Source organism: Roseiconus nitratireducens, assembly GCF_008629675.1.
Classification (GTDB): Bacteria; Planctomycetota; Planctomycetia; order Pirellulales; family Pirellulaceae; genus Stieleria; species Stieleria nitratireducens.
On sequence record NZ_VWOX01000010.1, the window covers coordinates 102,530 to 128,743 of the forward strand.

General features: G+C 61.0%; 17 protein-coding genes. 5 read left to right on the plus strand and 12 right to left on the minus strand.

From position 1 onward, the window contains the following. Positions 1-3 precede the first annotated feature (3 nt). Positions 4-1,350, minus strand: a complete 1,347-nt coding sequence (glmM, locus tag FYK55_RS17585; RefSeq protein ID WP_150077763.1) for a phosphoglucosamine mutase — start codon at positions 1,348-1,350, stop codon at positions 4-6. Positions 1,351-1,567: 217 nt separating this feature from the next. Between glmM and FYK55_RS17590 the strand changes: the two genes are divergently transcribed. Next, positions 1,568-3,382, plus strand: a complete 1,815-nt coding sequence (locus tag FYK55_RS17590; protein WP_150077764.1) for a phospho-sugar mutase — start codon at positions 1,568-1,570, stop codon at positions 3,380-3,382. 239 nt (positions 3,383-3,621) lie between these two features. On the opposite strand, the gene FYK55_RS17595 is transcribed toward FYK55_RS17590, so the two are convergent. The 3 genes from FYK55_RS17595 to FYK55_RS17605 are packed head-to-tail and all read right to left on the minus strand — an operon-like array spanning position 3,622 to position 8,337. Further along, positions 3,622-5,655: a cytochrome c3 family protein gene (locus tag FYK55_RS17595; RefSeq protein ID WP_150077765.1), complete on the minus strand. Its 2,034-nt coding sequence runs from the start codon at positions 5,653-5,655 to the stop codon at positions 3,622-3,624. 21 nt (positions 5,656-5,676) lie between these two features. After that, positions 5,677-6,504, minus strand: coding sequence for a hypothetical protein (locus FYK55_RS17600; protein ID WP_150077766.1), 828 nt, complete (start codon positions 6,502-6,504; stop codon positions 5,677-5,679). A 6-nt stretch (positions 6,505-6,510) separates the two neighbouring features. Next, positions 6,511-8,337, minus strand: a complete 1,827-nt coding sequence (locus FYK55_RS17605; protein ID WP_150077767.1) for a cyclic nucleotide-binding domain-containing protein — start codon at positions 8,335-8,337, stop codon at positions 6,511-6,513. A gap of 450 nt (positions 8,338-8,787) precedes the next feature. Here FYK55_RS17605 and FYK55_RS17610 point away from each other — a divergent pair, with 450 nt between their 5' ends. The 3 genes from FYK55_RS17610 to FYK55_RS17620 all read left to right on the plus strand — a co-directional run bounded on the left by FYK55_RS17610 (position 8,788) and on the right by FYK55_RS17620 (position 11,951). Continuing rightward, positions 8,788-10,161 (plus strand): SLC13 family permease, encoded by a 1,374-nt coding sequence (locus FYK55_RS17610; RefSeq protein ID WP_150077768.1) that lies wholly within the window; start codon positions 8,788-8,790, stop codon positions 10,159-10,161. Positions 10,162-10,466: 305 nt separating this feature from the next. Continuing rightward, positions 10,467-11,171, plus strand: coding sequence for a hypothetical protein (locus FYK55_RS17615; RefSeq protein WP_150077769.1), 705 nt, complete (start codon positions 10,467-10,469; stop codon positions 11,169-11,171). 192 nt (positions 11,172-11,363) lie between these two features. Further along, positions 11,364-11,951 (plus strand): hypothetical protein, encoded by a 588-nt coding sequence (locus FYK55_RS17620; protein WP_150077770.1) that lies wholly within the window; start codon positions 11,364-11,366, stop codon positions 11,949-11,951. A gap of 115 nt (positions 11,952-12,066) precedes the next feature. Here FYK55_RS17620 and FYK55_RS17625 read toward each other — a convergent pair whose 3' ends face one another. Further along, positions 12,067-13,917, minus strand: coding sequence for a hypothetical protein (locus FYK55_RS17625; protein ID WP_150077771.1), 1,851 nt, complete (start codon positions 13,915-13,917; stop codon positions 12,067-12,069). 660 nt (positions 13,918-14,577) lie between these two features. Between FYK55_RS17625 and FYK55_RS17630 the strand changes: the two genes are divergently transcribed. Further along, positions 14,578-15,564, plus strand: a complete 987-nt coding sequence (locus FYK55_RS17630; protein ID WP_161604595.1) for a hypothetical protein — start codon at positions 14,578-14,580, stop codon at positions 15,562-15,564. Positions 15,565-15,861: 297 nt separating this feature from the next. On the opposite strand, the gene FYK55_RS17635 is transcribed toward FYK55_RS17630, so the two are convergent. The 7 genes from FYK55_RS17635 to FYK55_RS17665 form a co-directional block, all read right to left on the minus strand. After that, positions 15,862-16,899: a DUF4261 domain-containing protein gene (locus FYK55_RS17635; protein WP_150077773.1), complete on the minus strand. Its 1,038-nt coding sequence runs from the start codon at positions 16,897-16,899 to the stop codon at positions 15,862-15,864. Positions 16,900-17,244: 345 nt separating this feature from the next. Continuing rightward, a complete protein-coding gene (gene cysK / locus FYK55_RS17640) occupies positions 17,245-18,186 on the minus strand; it encodes a cysteine synthase A (protein ID WP_150077774.1) in 942 nt (313 codons plus the stop codon). A gap of 205 nt (positions 18,187-18,391) precedes the next feature. Continuing rightward, positions 18,392-19,402, minus strand: coding sequence for a 2-oxoacid:ferredoxin oxidoreductase subunit beta (locus FYK55_RS17645; RefSeq protein WP_150077775.1), 1,011 nt, complete (start codon positions 19,400-19,402; stop codon positions 18,392-18,394). 125 nt (positions 19,403-19,527) lie between these two features. Then, on the minus strand, positions 19,528-21,387 hold the full coding sequence (locus FYK55_RS17650) for a 2-oxoacid:acceptor oxidoreductase subunit alpha (RefSeq protein WP_150077776.1): 1,860 nt from the start codon (positions 21,385-21,387) through the stop codon (positions 19,528-19,530). Between the two features lie 436 nt (positions 21,388-21,823). After that, the gene (locus FYK55_RS17655) at positions 21,824-23,131 is read right to left on the minus strand and encodes a hemolysin family protein (protein WP_235908776.1); all 1,308 of its coding nucleotides are present in this window, start codon (positions 23,129-23,131) and stop codon (positions 21,824-21,826) included. Continuing rightward, the gene (ybeY, locus tag FYK55_RS29765) at positions 23,128-23,811 is read right to left on the minus strand and encodes an rRNA maturation RNase YbeY (protein ID WP_235908777.1); all 684 of its coding nucleotides are present in this window, start codon (positions 23,809-23,811) and stop codon (positions 23,128-23,130) included. Before ybeY ends, FYK55_RS17655 begins: the two co-directional genes overlap by 4 nt. A gap of 1 nt (position 23,812) precedes the next feature. After that, positions 23,813-26,203: an HD family phosphohydrolase gene (locus FYK55_RS17665; RefSeq protein ID WP_150077777.1), complete on the minus strand. Its 2,391-nt coding sequence runs from the start codon at positions 26,201-26,203 to the stop codon at positions 23,813-23,815. Positions 26,204-26,214: the final 11 nt, after the last annotated feature.

Sequence of the window (26,214 nt, forward strand, 5' to 3'; positions counted from 1 at the left end):
ACTTCACGACCCGATCAACGCTTTGGCCTGGTCGCACAGGGCGCGGGCGTCCGCATCGGTTTCGGCCTCGGCGATCAGCCGCACGATCGGTTCGGTGTTGCTGCCCCGCACCAGCAGCCAGCGGTCGGGCCAGGCCAGACGCAGCCCGTCGCTGTGGTCAACGGCCGCATCACTGAATCTTTCCTGCAGCGAGCGGAACAAAGCCGGCAGGGCGTCGGTTGAAAGTGGGGCCTTGTCCTTGTGGATCGCCAGACGCGGCAGAGCATCGGCGAGTTCGGCCAATGATTGACCGGTAGCGGTCATCAGATCAAGGATTTGCGCCATTCCCACAAAGCTGTCTCGGACGTAGCCGACGCGAGGATCGATCGGGCCGCCGTTTCCTTCGCCGCCATAGGTTGCTTTCTCCGCGATCATCCGGTCAGCCACGTTGGCTTCGCCGACCGCGCTGCGGTGGGCCGGGACGCCGACCGCAGCGGCCAATCGCTCACTCATCCCGCTGGTCGCACCGTTGATCACGATTGGTCCGCGGGTGGCAGGATTGGCCAGGGCGTGTTGAACGCACAGGGCAAGCGTGTATTCCTCGCCGATGTAGCGCCCATTGGCGTCGATCAGGGCCAGCCGATCCGCGTCCGGGTCTTGGCAAAAGCCGATCGAACAGCCGGATTGTGCGACCTGTCGAGCAACGCCGGCCAGGTTCTCCGCGGTGGGTTCGGGCGTGTGAGAAAACTGTCCGTCAGGACAGTCGCCGAGCGCGACGACTTGACAGCCCAATTCGCTTAGCAAGCGGGTTCCCAGCAGCGAACCGGCGCCATGATTGCTGTCGATCAAAACGTGATGTTTCGCGGCCCGGATCGCATCGACATCCACCGTTTCCAGCACGGCAGCCAGGTGGGGTGCGTGTGGGTCCGACGGCGTGGAGACGTGGCCGATCTGATCGAACGGGCACCATGCTGCTTCGTCTTGCAGGAAGGCATCGCGGATTTTGCCGCCGGTGGTTTGGTCCAACACTCGGCCGTCGCCTCCGAACAGTTTGATCCCGTTGTAGGGCGGCGGGTTGTGGCTGGCCGAAATCTGTACGGCCCCCGCGGCCCCCAGGTCTCGCACCAGCACTCCGATCGTCGGCGTGGCGGCGACGTCGGCATCGATCACGTTGCGGCCGCAGGCGCGTAGGGCGGCGCCGATCGCGTCTTTCAGCATCGGGCCGGAGCTGCGTCCGTCTCGGCCGACGATCACGTCGCCGGGCGGGAGTTGCAATGCGAATGCGGCCACAAATCGCGCCGCGACGACCGGCGTCAGCGTTTCTCCGACGATGCCACGCAGGCCGCTGACGCTGATGATCAGTTCGCTCATCGAATCAAGTGCCAGGGATGAAAGGAGGGGAATTGGCAACGAGGTTCCCGACCGGTCGTTGCAGGATCGATCCGCCAACAAATAGAATCGCTTGAGGAAAAAACCACAACACGACATGGCACTCTTGGCCGTGGGCGCGCGCCGCCACACGCCAAGCGACGTTTCGAAGACCTGTTCCAAGCCCTTCACACTACTTTCATTCCCAGGCGATTTTTCGATGAACGCATCCGAAGCCCTGACCGTGACCAAGCAAGCCGCCGCCGATGGAAAATTGAGTGAGTCGGCGGTTGAGAATATCCAGTCTTGGCTCACGCAGGATCGGTATTCGCGGTATCGCGATCAGGTCGTCGCCGAGATCGCCGATCACAATTGGCAGGCGTTGGATGACGCCTTTTGGACGATCATCCCTTTCGGAACCGGCGGACGACGCGGACGGATGTACCCGATCGGGTCCAACGCCATCAACGACCGGACGATCGGCGAAAGTGCTCAAGGGCTGGCGGATTACGTTCGCGAGTATCATCAAGGCAAGAAGGGGCTGTCCTGCGTGATCGCCTACGATACGCGCCATCGCTCGCGGCACTTTGCCGAGTTGTGCGCGGGAATCATGGTCGCCGCCGGTTTCAAGGTCTACTTTTTGGACGATTATCGAGCGACACCGCAATTGTCGTACGCCGTCCGGTACAAGCAGTGTGATTGTGGCATCATGGTGACGGCCAGCCACAATCCGCCCAGCGACAACGCGGTGAAGGTGTATTGGTCCAGCGGAGCTCAAGTGCTGCCGCCGCATGACAAGGCCATCATCGATCGCGTGATGAGTTGCGAGAACATTCAATCGATTCCGTTTGACCATGCACTGGCCGACGGAAAGATCGAAATCGTTACCGACGAAATCGACCAGGCGTTCTTGAACGTCGCCAGCCAGCAGGCGTTCGAGGGCCCACGTGACGTCAAGATCCTGTACACGCCCTTGCACGGCGTGGGCGCCGAAGCGGTCATGCCGCTGTTGGCAAAGGACGGATTCAAACAGGTGGAGGTTTATGGTCCGCACGAGCAAAAAAGCGGCGATTTCCCCAACGTGCCCGGTCACGTCTCGAATCCCGAAAACAAGGCCGTCTTTGAAGCACCGATCGAATACGCCCGCCAGAACGGATTTGACTTGATCTTGGCGACCGATCCCGATTGTGACCGTTTGGGTGTTGCCGCGCCGGTGACGATGGATCCGGCCGGCCCATGGGAAACGCTGACCGGAAATCAGATCGGTGCGGTGCTTGCCGAATTCATCCTGTCCAAACGTGCCGAGGCGGGAACGTTGTCACCGGAACATTACGTCGTCAAAACGCTGGTGACGACGGAGTTGATTCGACGGATCGCGGACTCCCACGGCGTCAAATGCATTGGAGACCTGTTGGTCGGTTTCAAGTACATCGCTCAGGCCATGGACGCCAACGGTCCCGACAAATTCGTGTTTGGAACCGAGGAGTCTCACGGCTACCTGGTCGGTCAGTACGCCCGCGACAAAGACGGTGCCGTCGCCTGCATGTTGCTAAGTGAGTTGGCAGCGGACCTGAAACAGCGCGGCGTGTCGATGCACCAGTACTTGGCGGATCTGTACCGCAAACACGGCTTCCATCAGGAATACCTGATCAACCTGGTGATGGAGGGCAGTGAAGGGATGGCGGCCATGCAGCGGTTGATGACTGCATTCCGCAAGACGCCGCCAGAGTCGATGGCGGGCATTCCCGTCACACAGATTCGCGACTACTTGAATCAGACGGTCACGAACACCGCCGACGGAAAGCAGACGGCGCTGGACGGCCCGGTCGGAAACCTGATCATCATGGATCTGGCCGACGAAGGAAACTACGTCGCGGCACGTCCGAGTGGTACCGAGCCGAAGATCAAGTTGTACGTGTTCACCAGGCTTGCGACCGAAGAGTCGCAGGATCTGGATGCGGCAGCGAAAAAGCTTGGCGACCGCCTGCAGTCGTTGGAATCCGACATGCGAGCCTTCGCAAAAGCAAACAGTTGACCCGGGACGCGGTCAGCTTGCGGTAGAGACCAGCCGTTTTTCGGCACGAGCTGCAGCCGCGAAGCGACGACAGTTCCCTGTCGTCGGCGCAAGCCGACGGACACATTCTCCGAATCTCACGAGCCGCGCAGCGGCGACAGTAACACCGCTTCAGCGAGAAACAGGGCCAGCCTCCCTTCGCGGTGTTTGACCCTCATGTGGCTGACCCGTTCGTTCTCGGATCATCGTCAATCATCCGATCAACGGATGTGATACCGGTGGCAGGTTGTGCATTGCTCACCGGCCGCTCCGCGGACGTGGCAGGCCGCGCAGTTGTCCTTGCCCAGCGGAGCGAATTGCCCGACCGCGTTTCCGCCCTCGGTGGATGCGATCTGATGGCAACGGTTGCACTGTCCGGAGTTCTGCTGTCCTGAGGCATGCTGCTCGGGTGGCGTGACGCTGAGGTGGGGCTGATGGCTGAAGACGGTGAAGCGGTCAAGCGTCTCCCCGTTTCGCTGCGATGTCCAGCGTGCCGGGATCGCGTCGGCTGCCGGATGGCAGTTCATGCAAACCTGTACCACCGGGTTGGCGTGGAAGCGTTCTTTCAATGGATCGCCTTCACTGAGTTGTGCGAAGGTTTCGATCATTGCCTTGAGAACTGGATCGGCGTGTCCGGCGGGGCGGTATCGAATGTCGCACACGGTGTCACGCCGGTACCATCCGCCAAGATTCACGAGCTCTGAGGGGACGACACTGGTCTTGTCCACCGCGGAGGTCGCGGGCGCCGCGGCCAACGGGTCGAGTGGATCCGCAGGACCGGATAATCGTCCTTCATCAAGCAAGGCGTCATCGACGCCGGAATCGTGCCCAATGTCCAGCAGCAACGACCCCTCCGGCAACAATTCCGACGAATCGGTCGTGGGTTCGGTGGAAGGCCGACTGTTCGCGAGCGTGGAACGGGAAGGGAGCTGGTCAGCGTGGTGCTGGTCAGCCTCGTGCGGAGAAGGCGAGGGTGTGTCGGAAACTGGTTGAAACCAATCTTTCGCGGTCGCTTCGATCCATTGCGGCGGCAATCCCTGCAGCACCGGTCGGAACGGGGGCGGTGCAAGGCCTTGTCGTGTCAGCCGATCTTCAATAGCCCTGTGCCCGCGATCCGCAATGTCGTCCATCAGTTCCCGCAGCGATGTGGCGATCCTGCCAAGCGTGTGATTGCTGCGAGACGTGCCGCGCGGCAGTTGTGCCAGATCGCCATTGGGAATCTGGCGGAGCAGCGGGGCGATTGTCGGGTCGGATCGAATCAGCAGTTCGACCAGCGGCGACAGGCTGCCATCAGTGAAGCCAATCGCGGTTGGAGGCCACGGGCCAAATTGGTCGGCGACCGATTCCGGCAACGTCGGCAATTGCAACAAGGTGATGCCATCAACCACTTGCGCGCGCAAGGTTTCTTCATGGCACGACGCGCATCCGACCTCGTAGCTGGGGGAACGCTGGGGCTCCGACCCAAGATCGCTGATCGCGGTCGAGTGATCTCGCACGTTCGCATGACACGTTCGGCAATCGAATGCTTCTGCGGGATGGTGTCGTGGAAAATGCTGGTCGTGGTGGGTGCGGTGATCAAATCCGATGTTGCCGCTGCGATGGTACGGCCATTGGTCCCAGGTTGGATGTGATTCAGCAAAACTTCCGAACGGTGCGGCGTGACAGGCCTGACACTGCGCATTGGATAGTTGAGTCAGGCTGGTTGTGGGGCCGTGATGCTCTTGGTGGCAAGTGGCGCACCGCAGATGGTTCTGGTCAACCATTGCCACTGCGGGTCGCCATTCGGCAGGACGCCCTCGCTCCGAGATCGCTAGCTTGGTCAGGCGGTCTCGGACGGCAATCGGCAGGTTGTGCGCCGTACCGGCCAGGCCCAGCGGGATGGTGGTGTGGTGACATTTCATGCACCTTTCCGAGGACGAAATCCCTTGGTGACCGGACCCACCGGAGCGAAACCAGTCGGTCAAGGAGGTGGTGGCCGATTGATGGCAGGCGCCGCATCGCTGCTCCGCAGATGCCCCGGCTAAGATTTGCGCGTGCGGTGATGAGAGATCGCCGGGCTGAAACAGGGTGGTCGCCGGCGTGACGAGCAACATCAATGCGACGCCGCTGATCGCAAACAGCAGGCAGGCCGAGGTCAATCGTTGACGACGACCCGTCCAGCTCAATCGTCTTCGTCCGTCCTGCTCCAGAACCCAGCGGTCCCCCGGTCGATCATTCGCCGGGGGCGGCGGCAATTCGCGATCGTCGTGTCGCATCTCCCTGACTCCGCCGGACGCCTAGTGACTGAAACGCAACGCGATGGCGACGTGCACCACGGCGGCCAATAGCAACGCCAGGGACAGGCAACTGTGAATGACCACCCAGCTGCGTAGTTTCCATTGCATTGAAAACTGGCGATCAAGGTCGTGTCGGCGGCGTATCAATGCAGCAAGCTGCTCCACCGTTTCCCGACGATCTGCAGGAAGGTAACGCTCCATGCTCTTCAGATCGCCAAGCAGGCGGTCACAGCGCGTTCTCCCCGGCGCCAATACCCAGCCAAGGCTGGGAGCTTGGGAAAAGAACGCGGCCAGCGATTCGTGGTAGAACGATTTCAGCACTTGGTCGCCGGAGGTATCGGGAAGGCCGTTGGCAAGTTCCGACGCGGTGGAAGCCAATTGTGACCGGTGCCAATTCATTCGATCAAAGCGGGGTTCCCCGGGCACCGCCGTTAGCTGCGCCGGAAACGTCCGGCTGATGAACCAACCGTAGAAGCCGCTGACGGTGACCAGTAAGAATACGATCGATAGCGTCGATTCAAGCTTCCCGCCGCCGATAATGGCGGGTGCATGCAGCAGGTACACCGCCGCGGTGAACAGTCCCAGGTGGAGGTGCACCTGGGTCCAGGTACTGACCGACCCAAGTGGCCAGAACGGCAATCGCCGCCGAACCCCCAGTAGCATCAGCAGGATCAGGCAGGAGAATAATGTCCAGCCGGTAAACAGACTGGGCGAACCCAGGCGATCCGACAGCGTCGACGTAATGGCTGCGATCACCGTAACGGCGAAGACCGTGACAGTCAGGCCGACCCATCGACGAGTCTTCAGCGGTAGACGGATCGTGGCCATCGAACACTAGCTCCGTTTCTGAAGCCACTGCTTCAATGGTTCGGGTTCGCTCAAGTCGATTCGCACCAGTGCCTCGTGGGGGCAAGCCGCGACGCAAGCGGAGCCCGATGGCAGAGAAGCACACTGGTCACACTTTGTCGCCTTGCGAATGGGTGCGGTGGCCGATTCATCAACGTAGGGACGACCTTTCCCGTCAACCACCTCAGCCATGCGAATGGTGTCATAGGGACAAGCGGCAGCGCATAGACCGCAGCCGATGCAAATCGGGTCATGGATCAAGACGGTCCCCGTGTCGGGGTCCCTGGCGATCGCCCCGGTCGGGCACCCGATCATGCAGACAGGATCAGTGCAGTGCATGCAGGCCTGGACAAACTGCAGCCGGTCATGGATGGGACCCTGACGGACGAATCGTGGGTTCCCGTCGTGAACCCCCGAGCACGCCGTCACGCAATCATCGCAGCGCGTGCACCGATGCAGATCGATGACCATTGCATCGCGGCCATTGTTCAACCGTTGTTGGACGATGAATTCCAGCAACGCGGTCGACTCGTTTGTCGACTCCGCTTCGCCGGTCGGCCAGACCGGACTCGGCTGAACGGTTCGATCGGCGTGCGCATCGCGTTTCGCACTTCGCCGCCGCCTGCGATTGGACCGTCGTTCGATTGCCTGCGGAAACAACGCTTGCACGGAACTTGGCAGTTCCTCTTTACGAATCCAGGGCAGCACGTCCTCGGCGAATGATTCCACCGGAATCGCCAATGCATCCAGAAAGCCGACCGCTCGCAACGAAGACTGGTACGGTCTGGCGGGCGCGGCAGGAGCGCGAAACGCATTGAACAGGATCTCGTCGAGTCCGAAGAAATGGCCTTTGCCCAAATACGCCGTGGTGCGGTGGGAGGCACCGTGTTGGACGGACACGCGTCCGAAACCGCTGCGAAGAATCAGCAATTCCGTCGGCAGGTGTCCTTCATGGGCAACCACCGGTTCGGTCTCGATTTGTTTCGCCGCCGGCAAGGTGCGCTGCTTTTGATAGTCGATGTTCCAAGCCATCCGGCCGAACGACCGCAATTCGGTGGACTCAACGACACGTCGCAAGTTCTCCTCCGGCAGAAACCTCAGTAGTGGCACCTCACGGAGATGAATCGGCAGCCAATGTCGGCGATAGTGATCGTCCAGCGTCTCGGAAAATCGCCGATCACGGCGCAGGATGCGAAGCCCCTGCCAGCGGATTTCGACCAGCATGGCTTCGGTTTCCGCGATCACCGTGGCCGATCGCGGGGCCCGATACATCGCCGCAACTTCTCCAAACAATTCGCCCGGGCCCAGACAGACGGTTTCGTGCGACAGCAAGATCGCGTCAAAGTCCTGCAGAAAGACGGCTTGTCGATCATCCACCTTTCGGATCACCGGTGGTCCTGACGCGGACGTTTGCACGCGAACCTGATCCGGGGATCGGGTTTCAGCGTGTCTGGATCTTCGCAGGTAGCGTCGCGCTGCTTGCAGCCATCCGATCGGAACCGGCGGCTGGCGGCCAAGCTGTTCCGGCATCAAGGAATCGACCAGCACGCGCACGCTGCCGCTGACGACCAGGTAGGCACTGCTGCCGTAGTCGCCCTCGCGAACAATCACTTCGCCGGGTTCGGCCCGGTGCAGTCGGCAGTCGTACCGCAGAATCCCCTCCAGCGGGGTCGCGGACGGAAAGCTGCTGGCATTCATGGTGTTGAAGGGACCGCGCGTGCGCAACCAAGCGACGTCGGCATCGGACATCGATGCGTCAAGTGGCTGATCCCAGCGACTGGGACGTTGCACGCGGATTGCCTGAGCGCGTTCCATGGATTGTCGGTACCGTTTTTAGACCGACGAAGTCAAGCGAAAGTGGGAAAGGTTGGTGGTCGGGGGGACGGATACGGCCGCTCTCGTTCCCAGGCTCCCGCCTGGGAACGCACTGATGGCTGGCTCCGCCAGCCGCCCGCGCTGTGGACAGGCGGAGCCTGTCTTGCATTGGGTTCCAAGGCGGGAGCCTTGGAACCAGGGAGGTTTGGTTGGGCGCTCTCGTTCCCAGGCTCCTGCCTGGGAACGCACTGATGGCTGGCTCCGCCAGCTGCCCACGTTGTGGACAGGCAGAGCCTGTCTTGCATTGGGTTCCAAGGCGGGAGCCTTGGAACCAGGGAGTTGCGGTGGGCGGCCGGTGCGACGCTGCAGGACCGTCGGTGATCGTGGTATAACACCCGCCCCGATCAGCGCTCATCAACTTTTCTCCCGCCCCGCCCGCCTCGATTCGCATTGAACAAAACGCTTGGATTGATCGCCGCTCCGATTTTGACCCTGGCGGTCGTGGCTGCGGTGTTGGCAGGAGATCATTCGACGCCGGTCGTCATCACTGCGGGTGTTGTCACGTGGACGGCTGTCTGGTGGATTCTGGAGCCGATTCCGATTGCCGCGACCTCGCTGATCCCGCTCTGCGTGTTGCCGGCCTGCGGCGTGCTGACATCGGAGCAGGTTGCCGGCGCGTACGGCAGCAAATTGGTTCTGTTGTTGATGGGGGGATTCATGTTGTCCACTGCCATGGAGCGCAGTGGAGCTCACCGTCGTTTGGCGCTGACGATGGTGCGAGCATTCGGCGGACGAGATGAATCCGGTGCCGATGCCAGAAGAGTCGTGTTTGGGTTCATGGCGGCCACGGCGTTGTTGAGCATGTGGATCTCCAACGCCGCGACGACCCTGATGATGTTGCCTATCGCGATGGCGGTGGTGGAGACCAGCGAAAGTCGTCGGCTACCGGTATGCTTGCTGTTAGGCATCGCGTTTTCAGCCAGTGTCGGTGGAATCGGGACGCCGATTGGGACGCCGCCCAATTTGATCTTCTTTGAAAACTACGTCATCGCTGGCGGGGAAGAGCCGACTTTCGCCCGTTGGATTCTGTGGACTTGGCCGATCATCGCGCTGATGCTTCCACTGCAGGCGCTGTGGCTGACAAAGAATCTTTCCGACGTGCAAAAGTTGAAGCTTCCTGAAGTGGGCGAATGGCGTAGCGAAGAGGTTCGAACATTGGCCGTGTTTGCGGTCACGGCGTTGTTGTGGGTCACGCGTGCCTCACCCGGCGGCGGATGGAGCTATTGGCTTGGCGTTCCCGATATCGACGACGCCCGCGTGGCTCTGCTGGCCGTGCTGGCGATGCACCTGATTCCAAACGGAAAGGGCGAAGCCCTGTTGACCTGGAAGCAGGCTTCGAAGATTCCCTGGGGAATTCTGATCTTGTGCGCTGGCGGTCTGGCCATCGCCGAGGCGTTTCGATCGGCAGGAATCAGCGAGATCGTGGCCCGGCAGTTGGCCGGACTGGGCGAAATGACACCGATCTGGCTGGTGGCGACGATCTGTCTGACCGTCACGTTTCTGACCGAAGTGACCAGCAATACTGCGACCGCCAACCTGTTGTTGCCGATCCTTGCGGTCGTCCCAGTCGACGATCCCAAAATCGTCATGATTCCCGCGACGATCAGCGCCAGTTTCGCGTTCATGTTGCCGGCGGCGACGCTGCCCAACGCCATCATCTTTGCCAGCGGCCGCATCACCGTCCGCGACATGGCACGGGCCGGTTTGGTTCTGAATCTGGTCGGTGTGGTGGTCGTGACCGTCGTTTGTTACCTGATGTTGTGACCATGACCCGCGAGACGAATGCCGAGATCCAGCCGGAGGTTGGCGGGGACACCGCAGTGGTGTTCGGCCTGCCCAACCCGCGTTGAAGAGCGGGAAAAATTCGTCAGGCGGCGGCCGAACGGGATCGATTGAAAGGCAGCTGCCGGGCGGAGCGTTATACTGGGTCTGATAATCGTGAACTCCCGTCGCCGCCGTCGCGTTCGCGGCGGAAAGCCACGTGGTGCTGAGCGTAGCGACTCGTTTTCAGAAAAAAGCCTAGCCGCCTTCGGCCACCCTCTCCCCTCGACGCGTGGAGCTCGACACCGTTGAATTCCTCGTTCGGCTCGCATCTGACCAACCCGTTTTCGACCGACTGCATCTCCCCGTCCAGTGTGGTGTACCGCTTTGCTGCGGAAAACCGGGCGGCTACCGATCACGCGGTGGACGCGCACCTGGAGAATCTTTTGTCCAAGCTCCGTGAGTGTCGGCTGGGAGCCATCATTGGTCCGCACGGCACCGGCAAATCCACGTTGTTACACACCTTCCTTCCGAAGCTGCAGCATGCCTATCCGCAGGTTGCCTTTCACCAGTTGTGCCACGATCCTCGCGACTCGCTGCGTCGGCGATTCGCAGACCGTGTCCAAGCCGGACGGCGAATTCGTGCGGCGCTGTCCAGCCTGCCCGCCGGAGGTCTACTGGTTGTTGACGGGTGGGAACAGTTAGGGCGGCTGTCACGCTGGTGGATTTCAAGATCGTCCGGGTCGAACAAAGTGACGTTGCTGGTGACGGCCCACCACCGCCCGGCCGGCTTCACGGTGATTCACGAGACCGCCGCATCCAGCCAATTGGTCCGTGCATTGGCCAAGGAGCTGACGAAGGACTCACCCTATCGGATCCAAAAGATGGTGGACGATCAGATCAAATCCCGTCGCGTCAACTTGCGAACCAACGTGCGTGATCTGTGGTTTGAGATGTATGACCTGGTCGAAGAGTCGCGAAAAGAAGCCAACGACGGCTTGTTCGGTCACTAGCTGGTCAACGCTCCCCTTTGGGGGATCCGCGTGGCACGAGCCACGGGTTTCCTCGCCTCAACCGGCGTCCGTTCGCCAACTGGAATCGTGTGGTTGGGCCGCTAGGCGTCGACGGGGACGGCCCGCTAGGATGGGAACGCTGCAATCTTGCAGTCACACATTGAATTCACACTTCGCCGACCGGCTGTTTCGATGCGACTCCCCGTGATCCTGGTCCAGAATCCTCCCGCCGGAGGAGCATCCGTTGCGGAAGCGCTCGTGGGCGATCTGATCGGCCGATCCGGTTTGGATTTGACATTGGTCGGTCGTTTCGATGCGATCGCTGCCGGGTCCACGGACCGGCTGACACTGGATTCCATCACGGGGCCCGCCGCGGTGCTGGACTGGAGCCCCGTCGAAGAGATGGTGACGGCTCTGCATCGCATCGGATTTGAGGGTGTCCGTGCACCTCACCTCCTGGACGCCGATGCGTCCGCACCCTCGCGAGGGCGAAGGCTGTTTTGTTTTGACCTTCGCAACGTGAACGACGCCCGTACCGTCATCGGCGAATTGGCACGGTTGCGGGAATCGTTGAGCGTCAAAACGGTCTCGCTCGGCGGGTTGTCCACACCGGACAGCCGCGCTGCCGCGTCGGTCGGCACGTCGCCGCAAAATCCCGCCTCCACGCAGCCGATCGACCCGCCCAAGGATTCGCGGACGCAACGCCGTCCGTCTTTTCAGTCGACCAGTGATGAATCGCTGGACGCGCTGATTGACCAGTTGGATGATCTGGACGTCTGAGAGGTTTCGAAGGCTGCTGTCTTTTGTTCGCGGTTAGTCATCTACCAACGGGCAGCAAAGTGTCGGATTCCGCGGGATGGCGGCGATGCATCCATTCGCCTCTCCGGAAACGATTTCAACGGTGAATGGAATCGACGGCACCAGAGTTTGCCGATTCAGTTGCGATGCGGTGGGAATCTTTCGACATCCGGGAGAGTTCGTTTTGCCTTTGCTTGGCGAGTGCAAGCTCACCCGGGGGAATCTCTTCGACCGTTTGCGCGAACGCGTAAGCGGCCGCCGATTGCCAATAGCATCGCGCCGCGAGGTCAGCGGATTCCGCCGAGCGGCCGAAGGCTTCCCAAGTTTCTCCGAGCCAGAAAAGGTCGCCGACTGAGAAAGGCGCAGGTTGCTTTCCCAGTGCCTCGACGGCGTTGGCGAATTGATGCAACTGTTCTCGATTGAGCGTTTCATGTTGCGTCAGCTCGAACGCCAACGCGCGCACGGCCTGCAATTCCGGCGACGCGGAAACGGTGTCGGCGAGTGATGTCGCGTCGGGGGCGAAAACCGATTCGCTGGGACGTTGATGAACCGCCTGTCGAATCGGATTTGGCGACGCGTCGGATACCACATCGGACGCGTCGGCGGATGGATGGGTCCGTCCGATGGGGATGGGCGTTGCCGCGGTGGATTCGATCGCTGGAAGCTCGCTGGGGTGTGTTGTGGTCAAGAACGCTGTTGCTTGATGACCAACCAGGAACAGCAGGACACCCGCCGCGAGCGTTGACGCGGCGGCCGCCACGCGTCTGGCGGTTGATTCCGCGCCCGCCCCAGCGGACGCGACGCGACGGTGATGCGAAGGTTTCTGGGAATTCCCTTCCGTCCAAAGCTTGATCTTGGACGTACCGGGAGAGTCCAACCGATTTGGCGTATTCCGTTGACGGTCCATCCGCTCGCCGGTGCGGTCCAATACCAGCGGCGGGTGAGGGAGCAGGTCAGACTCGAAGACCGATTCGGAGCGAAGCGGCACGGGCTCCGCCGGCGGGCCGGTGGCCTCTGTTGAAGGTGAGTCCGCGTTTGTCGATGTTGGTTGATCCGCAACGTCGGCTTGGCGATCGGCCGGCGGGAGTTGCAATGAAAACAGGATCGGTGGCGCGGTGATCGGAAGCACAACATTCCGGATTTGTTCAATTGGTTCCTTGGTGATCTCCGGGTCCGCTGCGATCTCGGTCGGATGGTGGTCGTCGGAAGACCCGAGCGGCTCGTCCCGGCGCAAGTCAGGCGGTGACGGGAAGTTCAGTTGGATCAGTTCTGGAACCGCGGTGATCGGGAGTGAAACCCTTTCGGCCGGCGATCGGGGCGAAGGCTGGCTGGCGACATCCGACGCGGCGTCGCAAGATCCGGAGGACTCTTCCGGCCGGTCAGATAGCTCCGGCTGCCCAGTTCCTAGTTTGGCGTCTAGCTCGGGACGCTGTAAATGAAACAGTTCCGGTGCCGCAACGATGGGAAGCAACACTCTCGGTGGCGGCAGCTGCAAATGGAACAATGCCGGCGCCTCAACGATCGGAAACATGACTTTCGGCGGCGGGCAGGGATCGGCTTCATGTTGCGGAGACGCCGATCGGAGCGTGTGAAACTGGATCCGAGCTCCGTCGATGCGAAGGCTGGTACCCGCGTAGGTGATTTTGGGAGCGTTCGGTTCGGGGACGCCCAGGCCGGATGGGGGCGAAGAGGCTTGAACCGGATCCGGCTCGCGTGTCGGCAACTTGTGCTCGATCTCAGCGAGCGGCGGATCCTCCGATTCGGCCAGGACGAGATCCGGAACCGTGATCGACGCTCCGCATTCGCATTCCAGGGTTTCGCCGGCGGCCAGCGCATCGACGACGTACCGACCGTCGCATTGCCGGCACAGGACCGGGATTTCCAGGGTGGTGTGTCGGGGGAGCGGTGCTAGCCGAATGCCACAATCACACCGAATCGATGGGGGCATCGAGTTTGAATGGGACGTTGTCGACTGCGCAGCGGGCAACGTCGCTTCGGGGAAAGCGATCGGATGGCGACAGAGGGGGCATTGGCCCAACAACGTCATCTCAGCCACTTGATAGCAAGACGATGGGCGAGAACGATCGCCGAGTCTAGCAACCGGGGGATGTTCGTCCCAAGACAGGTTTTGCCTGCGGCCGCGTTTTGGCAGCTTGGGGAGCGGCGGCTTTTCCAGACGTCGTGCAGCTTTCCGGACCTTCTGAAATTCACCCTCTCGGAGGGAGGGTCAAAGGCGAGGCACGAGTCTTTTGGGAGGGTGACTTAAAGAACCGGTTAAAATCAATGGCGCCGGACTACCCTCCCCGCGTCGTCGCAAGCTCCTCCGCGACCCTCCCGGAGGGAGGGTGGAGCAAAGCGGCACGACCTCTCCAAGCAGGGACGATCGCGGCGACCCCGCTGACAGCGGGGCCGCCACGGGAGCAAGGTGGTCAACCGAGGATCGGCATGGATGATGCTGTCGCCGTCGTGCTAAGGTGGAGTGTCAAAGTGACCGTCCAGGGATAATGGAAGGTCGCTTCGCGGAAACTCCGCAGGATCGGAGTGGTCCGCGTCGAAAGAGATCCTTTTTCACCATGGAGAGATTGGACCAATCATGTGCAAACCAACCATGAACGATCTTTTCAACCGTCTCGGCTCGCGGGCGATCCGGACAGCTTTTCTCTGTTCGATGTCCGTTTTGGTCTTGGGAGTCGGCTCGCTGCAGGCGCAAAACATCCCGCTCGGTTCCGAACCGGTGAACCCGTCCACCCGGCCGGATCAAACGGTACCGGCGAATCGAAAGGCGCTTGCCCTGGCCGACCAGATGGCGTCCCCCAGGTTTGCCGAACGTCGCCGCGCGATCGAGAGGTTGCGTCAGATGGGCAAGGCCGCGCATCCCGTCTTGGGAAAGGTGGTGGAAACCGGAGATCCCGATTCGGCATCGAATGCGTTGGATTTGCTTCGACAAGCCAGTGAAAGTGCGGATTCAGATCTGAGGGCCAGCGCAACCGAAACGCTGCAACGCATTGCTTCATCGGACAGCCCGATGGCCGACGCGGCGAGAAAGTCGTTGCAACCTGCCGAACAGGTTCCGCCGCGACCGGGACAGTTGCCGGGAATGCTGCCCGGGATTCCACAACCGCGACCCCAGTTCGCACCGCGACGCCGCACCAATTTGCGAATCAGCATTCGGACGGCCAACGGCGTGCGTGATGTCGAAGTCACGGAGAATGATCGGACGTTTCGATTTCGTGACAACGGGCAGTCGCTGGACGTCGAGCGTCCTGATGGCCAGGGCGGTACGACGAAGAAGTCCTATCAAGGCGTGGACGATTTGAAGAAGCAGGATCCGGAGGCCTATGAGGCTCACAAGAAGGCGGGCGGCCAGCAACTGCGTCTGCAGCAAAATCGGACTCTGATGCCACTGATTCCCGGGTTGCCGCCCGGCATGTTCCGCGGTCCCGGAATTCGACCGCCCGGGGACCGTCGGCCGACACCCCGGGAATCCGCGCCACCGCAACAGGATGGGCCACGGATTGAATTGCATCCCGGTGTCCCGCCGTCGATTTTGCCCGATCCCGTGACGCCGCCCAAGTCGCCAAGGGTGGAGGTGTAAAGAATCGCCGACCGTTCCGAGCGGCAACCACGTCATGTTGCGTGAGCCGCGTGGTAATCATTGGTGGCGCTGTCCCGCTAGCTGCCGCTTGTTCTCCGTCTGGCGACGGCGTCTTGGGAGACAGATCATGTCTCGGCAGGCGGAGCCTGCAATGCAGTGGGTTCCAAGGCGGGAGCCTTGGAACCAGTGGGATGATGGCGGGAGCTTTGGAACGAGCGGCTTGAGGCCAGCGGGATGATGGCGGGAGCGTTGGGACCAGCGGGATGATTGGCCACTTCGCGAGCCGGGGCGGCCTTGCTAATTCTCGTACGCCTCATCATCCAAGTCATCCGGCTCGCGATCGAATGCCTCGTCGTCATCTTCCTCACGGCCGTTGCGACGGAGCAGTGTTTCCGGCGGCTCGCTGTCGTCGTCCGGTACCCAGCGAATCGTCTCCCTGGGCGGATCCGAAAGGCTCTCGTCACACTGAATCGCATTCCAGCTGACGTTGCCGGGACCGTCGGCCGTGTCGCCGTCATCGAAATGCTCGTCCGAGCTCAGTAGATACAGCGATGCATTGCGAAGAAAGCGTTCCACCTCAGCCGGTTCGTACTTTTGGGTGTTGTAGACGGCTTCCATGTCCGGCAGGTCCAACTGCCCCATGCCCACTGTGTCCATCATCGCCCACGAATCCTCGGCACGGAACAACCGCACGTTGGTCCACATATCCAGCGGTGGAAGTTCGTAGTTCCAGGCGTAGTTCAACCCTTGTCGCAAACCGTTTTCGTCACGCAGCACTTCGCCGCCCGGGTTGAAATAACAGATCGCTTCGGGAAGATCCAACACGGCCGAAACCGCCTTGGTCAGGAAGCGAAGCTCGGCCATCGGGTCGTAATCATCCGGAATCAACACCACGTCATCCGAATCACCCGTCTCCTGCTCGTTGGATTCTTCGCTACCAAGCACGTAACTGATCAGCAAACGCAGATGAGCCTGGTGTTCTTTCCCGACGTCTTCGCCCTGCTCCCAAGCCCAGGATTGTTCGCTGGCCCGCTGCAGGCATCCGGGAAATGCGAGCGGTCCGAACTGTCCCAATGACCACGCGACAAAGATCTCCGGCGCCGACTCGGGGTCACCCATGTCATCCGGCCAGGGCTCCGTCGACGGGGTGACCAGCATGTGCCCGCGGACTTCCGGGCGGTAATTGATGATCAGCGTCTCCGGAGAAGCATCGTCGACGACCGATTCTTGCACACCAACGATTTCAAAGCCGGAGAGCTTCTCCCGGAGCGTTTCCAGGGAAACAGGCTTGCGGAGCAGCACGCAGACCCCTTGAGTGAATAGCCCTTTCGCCATGTTCGTCCGTTGCCGCTCAAAGGTCCGATACGTCAATCCTGGCGGATGCCCACCCCGCGGCTCCATTTTTAACGCGCGGGCGGACGCAGGACGAGTCCATGCGGCGGGGTCGCGGTCCAGAATCCGCAGCAATCGGCTACCCCCTCCGCTGTTGGAGGTCGTGCCGTTGCTCGATTGGAGTCGCAAAGCGACGACAGCCCCCTGTCGTCGGCGCAAGCCGACGGAAACGGCTGCCGAGCGGCGAGGCAATCCTCCCTCGATGCGCTCGACCCTCCTTGGAAAGGAGGGTGAAATAAAGCTGCACGACCTCTTTGCGGGAGGGTGAAGCAGAGAACTGACCGAGCCCTACAATCCCAGGTCGCCGAAGAGCGGCGTGCTCAGGTAGCGTTCGCCCAGGCTACACATGATCGTGACGATTCGTTTGCCTTTCATTTCGGGACGCGCGGCGACCTGGGCCGCGGCCCACATGTTGGCCCCGCTGCTGATGCCGGCGACGATGCCTTCCTCTTTCGCCAGCCGTCGCCCCCAGGAAAACGCGTCTTCGTCGTCCACTTTGACGACGTCATCGATGATCGACGTGTCCAGGTTCTTGGGAATGAAGCCTGCGCCGATCCCCTGAATGCGGTGCTTTCCAGGGCTTCCCCCGCTGATCACCGGAGAGTGAACCGGTTCCACGGCGATCGCCTTGAAATCAGGGTTCAATTTTTTCAAATACCGCGACACGCCGGTGATCGTGCCCCCGGTTCCAACTCCGGCCACGATCGCGTCGATCTGGTGTCCGCTGTCTTCCCAGATTTCCGGGCCCGTGGTTGCCTCGTGGATGGCGGGGTTGGCCGGATTTTCGAATTGCTGCGGCATGAACGTGTTGTCGCCGGCATCAACCAGTTCGGCTGCCTTGTTGATGGCGCCTTTCATGCCGTCGCCCGCCGGGGTCAACACCAAGTCGGCGCCCATCGCACGCAACAACGCCCGGCGTTCGACCGACATGGATTCGGGCATCGTCAGAGTCAATTTGTAACCCTTGGCGGCACAGACGAATGCCAACGCGATGCCGGTGTTCCCACTGGTAGGTTCGATCACGTGCGTGTCGGGTTTCAGACGGCCATCTTTCTCGGCTGCTTCGATCATGGCGACCCCGATCCGGTCTTTCACGCTGTTCAGCGGTTGAAAGAACTCGCATTTCGCGAAGACGGTCGCCCCGCCTTCAGGAACCAGCCGGTTGATCTGAATCATCGGCGTCTCGCCGATCGCCTTGGACACATCTGCGTAAGTCTTTTCGCGTGCCATGGTCATTCCTCCGTGTAGAAGCCGTTGGGTAAAACGTTTCGATGAATCGTCAGCCACCTGGGAATCGCCGATACGCGCGATGCTTTCTCTGGAACCGTGTCGCTGTGATCGCCAGATCGCGGTTGACAGCTGACGGACATCGGCAGCAACAGGGTTGATCGGAGATCTCAGACAGGGCCGGGCATCAATCAATCCGGGGGTCGATTCAGTCGACCACCCAAGTATCACCGGCGTTGAACAGTTTTTCCAAATCACCGTCGCCGCGTTGTTCTTTGGCGAGTTTGACTTGGTCGTTGATTTGGTCATCGTAGGTGGCCACGCCTGCGACATCGCGAAGAACGCCGATCGGCTCAGGCATTTCCGGGTGCCGCATTCGCGCCAGCATCATCTGGATGGACGGGTTCGGATCCTTTTCGTCATGAATCAGCAGGTCGTCGTCGGGGACCTCGCTGCGATCGACGACTCGCAAATGATTGCCGATCAAGCGAATCCCCTTCTCGTTGTCCTTTCCAAAGACAAGCGGCTTGCCGTGTTCCAATTCGACGACGTTTTCGGCCCGCTGCTTCTTCTCTTGCGCGTAAGCCATGGCTCCGTCATTGAAGACGTTGCAATTCTGGTAGACCTCGACCAGCGAAGTACCTTTGTGTTCCGAGGCACGCTTGAGCACCATGCCCAGGTGCTTGACGTGCGCGTCCAGGCTGCGGGCGACGAAGGTTGCTTCGGCGGCCAACGCCAGTGAAAGCGGGCTCAACGGATGGTCAATCGATCCCATCGGCGTGCTCTTGGTGACCTGGCCTTCCGTGCTGGTCGGGCTGTACTGGCCTTTGGTCAAACCGTAAATCCGGTTGTTGAAGAGCACGATGTTGATGTCCAGGTTGCGTCGCAACACATGGATGAAATGGTTGCCGCCGATCGACAGCGCGTCCCCGTCGCCGGTGATGACCCAGACCATCAAGTCGGGACGCGTCGCCTTCAGCCCGGTGGCAAAGGTCGGCGCCCGGCCGTGGATGCTGTGCATCCCGTAGGTGTTCATGTAATACGGGAACCGGCTGCTGCAGCCGATGCCGCTGACGAACACGATCTTTTCGCGAGGCACGCCGAGTTCCGGCAGCACCTTCTTCATCTGGGCCAGGATCGAGTAATCGCCGCACCCGGGGCACCATCGGACGTCTTGGTCAGAGGCAAAATCGGCGGCTTTGAGGACAGGCAGCGACATGATATTGAATACAGAACTTTGGACGGAGATGATTGTTGGGGACGGCCGATCGCAGTTGACCCGCTGGTGAGGTGAGCTTCAGCCGTTGGCGGTTTGCCCGGCAGCGGCGGCACGGCGTTGCATGCTCAGGCGGCCACGGCCGCGGGCAAGTGGGTTTCGATGGCTTCGATCAGCTCGCTGACCGAGAACGGCTTGCCTTGGACTTTGTTGAATCCCAAACAGTCGACCAGGTACTTCGACCGCAGCAGCATCCGTAGCTGTCCCATGTTCAATTCCGGCACCAGCACGCGATCAAACGAACGCAGCAGTTCGCCCAGGTTCTTGGGGAACGGATTGATGTAGCGGAGATGCACGTGACTGACTTGGTGCCCGGCTTCCTGGCAGCGTCGGACCGCCGTGTGGCAGGCCCCGTAGGTGCCGCCCCAGGAAACGACTAGCAGGTCACCGCTTGATTCTCCCAGGATGTCCTGGTCGGGAATCCGTTCGGCGATCTTGGCGACCTTGTTGGCGCGCGTTTCGACCATCAGGTGGTGGTTGGCCGGATCGTAGCTGACGTTGCCGGTCTCGTGCTCTTTCTCCAAACCACCAACTCGGTGCATCAAACCCTCGGTACCGGGGATTGCCCAGGGACGTGACAGATTCTTGTCGCGCAGGTAAGGCAAGAACGGTTCCGCCGGGTCGGCCCCTTCGGGGTGGGTGATTTGAATTTGCGGCAGCGATTTGATGTCAGGGATTTTCCAGGGCTCGCTGCCGTTGGCAATGTAGCCGTCCGACAGCAGCATCACCGGGACCATGCACTCGGTCGCGATGCGCCAAGCTTCGATCGCCATGTCGAAACAATCGGCCGGTGAGCACGGAGCGACGATCGGGATCGGCGATTCGCCGTTGCGGCCAAACATCGCTTGCAACAGATCGCTCTGCTCAGTCTTTGTGGGCAGTCCCGTGCTGGGACCGCCGCGCTGGACGTTGATCACGACCATGGGCAATTCCAACATCATGCCCAGACCCATCGCCTCGGCTTTCAAGGCAATCCCGGGACCGCTGCTGGCCGTTACACCCATCGTTCCGCCGAACGCGGCGCCGATCGTCGCACACATGGCTGCGATCTCATCTTCGGCCTGGAACGTCCGCACACCGAAATTCTTGTGCTTGGTCAGTTCATGCAAGATGTCGCTGGCCGGCGTGATCGGGTAGGTGCCGTAAAACAAGTCTTTGCCGCTCAACTTGCTGGCTGCCACCAGTCCCCAAGCCAACGCCTGGTTGCCCATGATGTTGCGGTAGGTGCCCGGCGTCAGGTCGGCTGCTTCCACCTGATAGCTTTCACCGAACGCTTCGGTGGTTTCACCATAGGCCCAACCGGCGCGCAACGCCGCTTCGTTAGCCGAGGCGACTTCCGGTTTCTTGCCGAACTTGGCTTCGATGAAACGCAGCGTCGGATCCAGCGAGCGACCGAACAGCCAGTACACCAGGCCCATCGCGAAGAAGTTCTTGCAACGATCCGCGATTTTGGGACTGAGCCCGTGTTCGGACACCGCGTCGCGGGTCAGCCGCGTCATCGGGACTTTGAAGACCCGGTAGGTGTCGTTGATGACGGTGGCGTCCAGCGGGTTGCTGTCGACCTTGGCCAGCTTGAAATCTTTGTCGGTGAATCCGTCTTCGTTGGCAATCAAGATCCCGCCTTTGCGCAGATCTTGAAGGTTGGTCACCATGGCTGCCGGATTCATCACCACCAACGCATCCAGCGTGTCGCCCGGGGTGAAGATCTCTTCGCGGGCGAACTGCACCTGGAATCCGCTGACACCGGCACGCGTCCCACGCGGGGCGCGGATCTCGGCGGGGAAGTCGGGGAACGTCGCAACGTCATTCCCGGCCAGTGCACTGGTGTTGGTCAGTTGGGTGCCCAGCAATTGCATCCCGTCGCCGGAGTCGCCGGCCAGGCGGACGGTGATTCCGGAAACCGATTTGACATCTTTTGAAGTCGTCATGAAAAGAAATAAAACAGCGTCAGCGTGTCGGCCGGTGTCACCGCCTGTGCGTGTCCGGGGGCCGAAGTCAGCCTTCGGCAGACCCGACTCGCCAAGCGATCGGTGTCAGCGGGTGAAAACGTCGGTCCAGAACGGACCGTAGGGGTTGTATCGAGTGTTCCGAATCGGAACCTTCGACAATTCTATAAATCGAGCCATAAAAGGTAATGACCCGGATTGGCGATTCGGGCATTTTAGGAAAGAAACGCATAAATTGCGGCTTGGCGGCCATGCAATTCGGGTCCGCGTTGGCGGAAAGGGAAACGGCCGCCGGGACGCTGCCGGGGACAGGCCTGGTCGGCGGGGACCGTCCACCCGCTGGGGCGATGCGTCCGCCCATCCGCCTGGCAGGCGGGGCGTGCTCGGCTGCCGATCGTCACGATTGGGGAGACCGCATTCAGCCCGCGATGCGACCCCCGGGTCGGTGTCGGATCTCCATCATTTCGATCTTTTGACGACTGGCCTGCAAAATCTCAAACGCCGTGTCTCCGATTTCAAAGGTGGCCCCGGTCTCTGGAATCTCTCCCAGCGAATTGAGCACGAATCCGGCGATGGTTTCGTAGTCATCGCTCTCCGGCAACTCCCAGTGCAAACGCTCGTTCAAGTCGTCAATCATCACGCGCCCGCTGACCACGGCCGTGGACTCATCGATGATCTCGAACCGCGTTTCTTCCTCTTCGTCGGATTCGTCAACGATTTCGCCGACGATCTCCTCCAACGCGTCTTCAATGGTCACCACCCCTGCGGTTTGCTGAAATTCATCCAGCACGATCGCCATGTGACTGCGGCTGTGCAAAAACTCCCGCAGCAGCGATTCCACGCTGCGATCGACCGGCACGGTCCAGGCGTGTCGCATGATTTCGCCCAAAGGACGCGAGGGCGTTCGGCCGTCGGTCAATTCGGGCAACAAATCCTTGACGTACAGCACGCCCACGATGGTGTCGAGCGTTCCGTCGTAGACGGGCAAACGCGTGCGTCCGGAATCGATCACCTGTTGCATCACTGCCGGCCAATCGCTGCCGAGTTCAACGGCATCGATGTCGCTCCGGACCGTCATGATGTGCCCCACGGTGTCGTCACCCAGGTCCATCACGTTCTGGATCATTTCGCGAATGCCGGGGCCGAAGATGCCGCGGTTGGTGCCCATGGCGACCATCGTGCGGATTTCATCTTCCAAGAGCTCTTCGGGTTCGTCCCCGTTCTCCTTCTGGCCGCTCAAACGCCGCGTGATCGCTTCAATGACCTCACCGGGCAACGCGAACGGATCCATCGCCGAGGACAGCGACCGCCAGAACGGCCAAGTGTGATACAGCACTGGGGCGGAGGCAAATCGGGTCACCGCTTCAGGCAGCCAGGCGTTGACCGCCATGATGGCGATCACGGCAAAGGCGGTCCAACCGCCCAAGGAAGCCAGCGTCCAGGTGACCGGTGCCGTTCGGTCGGCCGCGCTGGATTCAAACAGCGCCGCGGTTCCGGCGACCAGAAACAGCACGGTGCCGATCATCCGCAGGTACTCGCTGCCGCGAATGACGGAGTCCTGGTGTTCCAGAATCGACGCGAAACGTTCTCGCTTGCGTTTCATCCGGCAGAAGGCTTCCAGCGACCGGCCGGTGAAAGAATCCAACAGCTCCGCACCGAGTCCGCCGATGCTGCTGAGCATGAATCCACCGAAAGAAATCAGAATCCAGGGCCAAACCTGATTCACCGGGCGAGTCCTCCGTGACGCGAACGGTCCGTCGTCGAATTCCCGCCAATCCCCAACTGGTTGAGCACGGCTTGTTCGGCAACCCGCATCTCGCGGCGCTGCGACGGTGTGGCATCGTCCATGCCCGCAATGTGCAACACGCCGTGGATCACGTACAGCAGCAGTTCATTCCCGGCCGCCCAACCGGCTTCGACGGCGTTTTCCAGAGCGGTGTCTACGCTGGCAACCAACTCGCCTTCCAGCCTGGGAGGCTGGTCGGAGTAGGGAAAGCTGATCACGTCGGTCGGATAGTCGTGGGAAAGATGACGCACATTGATTTCGTGAATCGTGGCGTCGTCGGTGAATCGGACTCCCAATTCCCCCGACATAAATCCGCACGCGGCCGCGGCAAGACGCGCCGCGCGGCCAACGTCATCCGTCGACAAGGACAGTTCGGTTTGACGATTCGCAACCGATTCGTCCCACAGGATTTCGACCTGGAGATCGGAGTCGGATCGGGCGCCGGATTCGGTGTCAGCGGAAGCGCTGTCGACGAGGTTGCCCGGCGATCGGGATGGACGCGCGGGCGATTGAGCGGGCGCTCGATGCACTGCGTCATCGTGCACTGCGTCATCGTTCGAACTGGGAGGCTCCGAATCGTCGCCGTCGGCAGCGACGGCATCACTTCGCGAAGCAGCCATGTTAGGCGGGTTGCTGGCTGGGGTATTTGACACGTGCGTGATAAATCGCGGTAAGGGATTTCACCAAACTCTTTCGGACCAGATTCAGCTGGCGGAAGGTCAGTCCGCATTCGTCGAATTGGCCATCAGCCATCTTCTTTTGCGCGATGCGGTCGACCAGGTTTTGAATCCGCGCCGGGGTGGGGTCCACCAACGTGCGGCTGGCGCTTTCGACGGCATCGGCCAACATCATGACGGCCGCTTCCAGGGTCTGGGGTTTCGGCCCAGGGTAGCGGAAATCTTTATCGCTGACCTGAGTTTCGTTGGGGTTTTCTTCGCTGCGTTTGGCGGCTTCGTTGAAGAAGTATTCCACCAACGTCGTCCCGTGGTGCTGCATGATCAAGTCGATCAACGGCTGCGGCAGGTGGTGGTTTCTGGCCAGATCCGCGCCGTCCTTGACGTGCGCGATGATGACCAGGGTGCTCATCGCCGGTTGCAGCGAATCGTGCTGGTTGATCCCGCTTTGATTCTCGATGAAGTACTCGGGCTTGAACATCTTTCCGATGTCGTGGAAGTACGCACCGACCCGCACCAGCAATCCGTTGGCACCGATCGCGTCGGCGGCCGCTTCCGCAATGGAAGCCACGTTGATGCTGTGGTTGTAGGTCCCCGGTGCGCGTTGGGCCAATCGACGCAGCAGCGGGTGGCTGGCGTCACTCAGGCTCAGCAGGCTCAGGTCCGTTTGGACGCCAAAGGCTTTTTCCACCATCGGCAACAGCGGCGTCAGTGCGGCGGCCGATACCAGAATGAAGGCGCCCGACCGCAAGGCTTCTTCGACCAGCACCGACAGGACGTCCAGGAACGTGGTCGCCGTCGGTGCGATCTCTTCGACGCCGGGTTCCGCCCCCGGTGCCACCGTCATGGTTTCGCCCCCGACGATGCCGACACCGACAACCGTCAGAGCGGTCACCGCGGCGGAAACCGCTCCGACAAACAACAGGTGACTGTGCGAGCGGATTCGTCCTGTCAGGAGGGTGCAACTGGTGCAGGCAGCGGTCAGCATCACCAGGTGCCGCAAGTCTTCATTCAAAAACAGCGTGACGCTGATGCACGCGGCGGACATCAGTAGCAAGGCCAGATCCCGACCGTACACGATCGCGGCGATGATCGAAGCGACGACCAGGGGCGCCAGTTCGCTGCGGTACTTGTCACTGGCAACCCAAAAGCTGATGCCGATAGCGCTGATCATCAAGATCAGCAAACGCGTCAACTTGCTGCGATCCATGACCAGGGAACGATCGTCGACAAAGACGATGTACGATCCGCACAGCAGGTACAACGCGGCGATCATGCCGGCGTAAGCCGCCAGTCTTGCCAGGCGATCGGTCAGCCCACGGTACTTGGTCCACTGAGCGTGTTCCTGACGCAGCAATTCCAGTTCGTCGGCGTTCAGTGGTTCCCCGGCGTCGGCCAACTCGGTTTGTCCGGCGTAGTATTTTTTCATGACCGGCGGGACGCTGGCTGCGATTTCGGCGCGCGCCGCTTCGCTGGCCTCGTCGTCATAGGTCAGCGTTTCGTACTCCGGCAGTCGGGTGTAAATCCATTCGCCGATCATTTGCGCGACCATGCGGGCCTGATCCGGATCAACCTGACCGTCGAACAGCCGGCGGAATTCCTCGGCCAGCGTCTTGTCGATCTTCTGTTCCATCAACGCCACCTGAACGTCGTCCAGGTTGACGTGCACTGAATCCTCCGGGTCGGTGACATAGACCCGGATCACACGTTGGCTGCCTTGTTCCGGTTCGTGCTTGAGCGACTGCAGCAACCCGTTCTTGAACTCGGTCGTCCGCAGGGTTCGAAATGCCGTGTCGACCTTTTCCAATTCCGGATCGCCCCCCAGCACCGCCTTGATGGCTTTGAAGCGGTCCGCCGGTGACGCCCGATCTTCTCCCGCCGACTCCGGCGTGATCGGTTCAAGCGACGAGAACTCGGCGAAGGCCTTTCGTTCTTCGTCGCTCATTTCCTGCATCGAACGCGACGCTTGGATCACGAACAGGCGATTCTTCAGCCGGGCGCGCAGCTGTTCCAGCGGCGCGGTACGGTTTCGGTAGAAAACCGGGACCTCACGGACCTTTTGCAGCCGCATCGCTTCGGTCTGCATTTTGTTTTCAACTTCGAAGTTCACCCGGGCGATGACATCCCGCATCGGGATGGTTCCGCTGCGATAGGCGAACCTCGGTTCCCAGGCCTTGCAGATGACCAACAGGGCGGTGGCGGCCAGCACGCCGATGGCGATTCGGGCTGCCCAATCCGCCTTGTCACTGTCTTGCCACCACTGGACGAATTTCGGCTTGGGAATCCCCAGCGATTCAATCCGCTGTTGCCGCGTCCGGGTTTTGTTTTGGCTATTCATAACGTGTGATC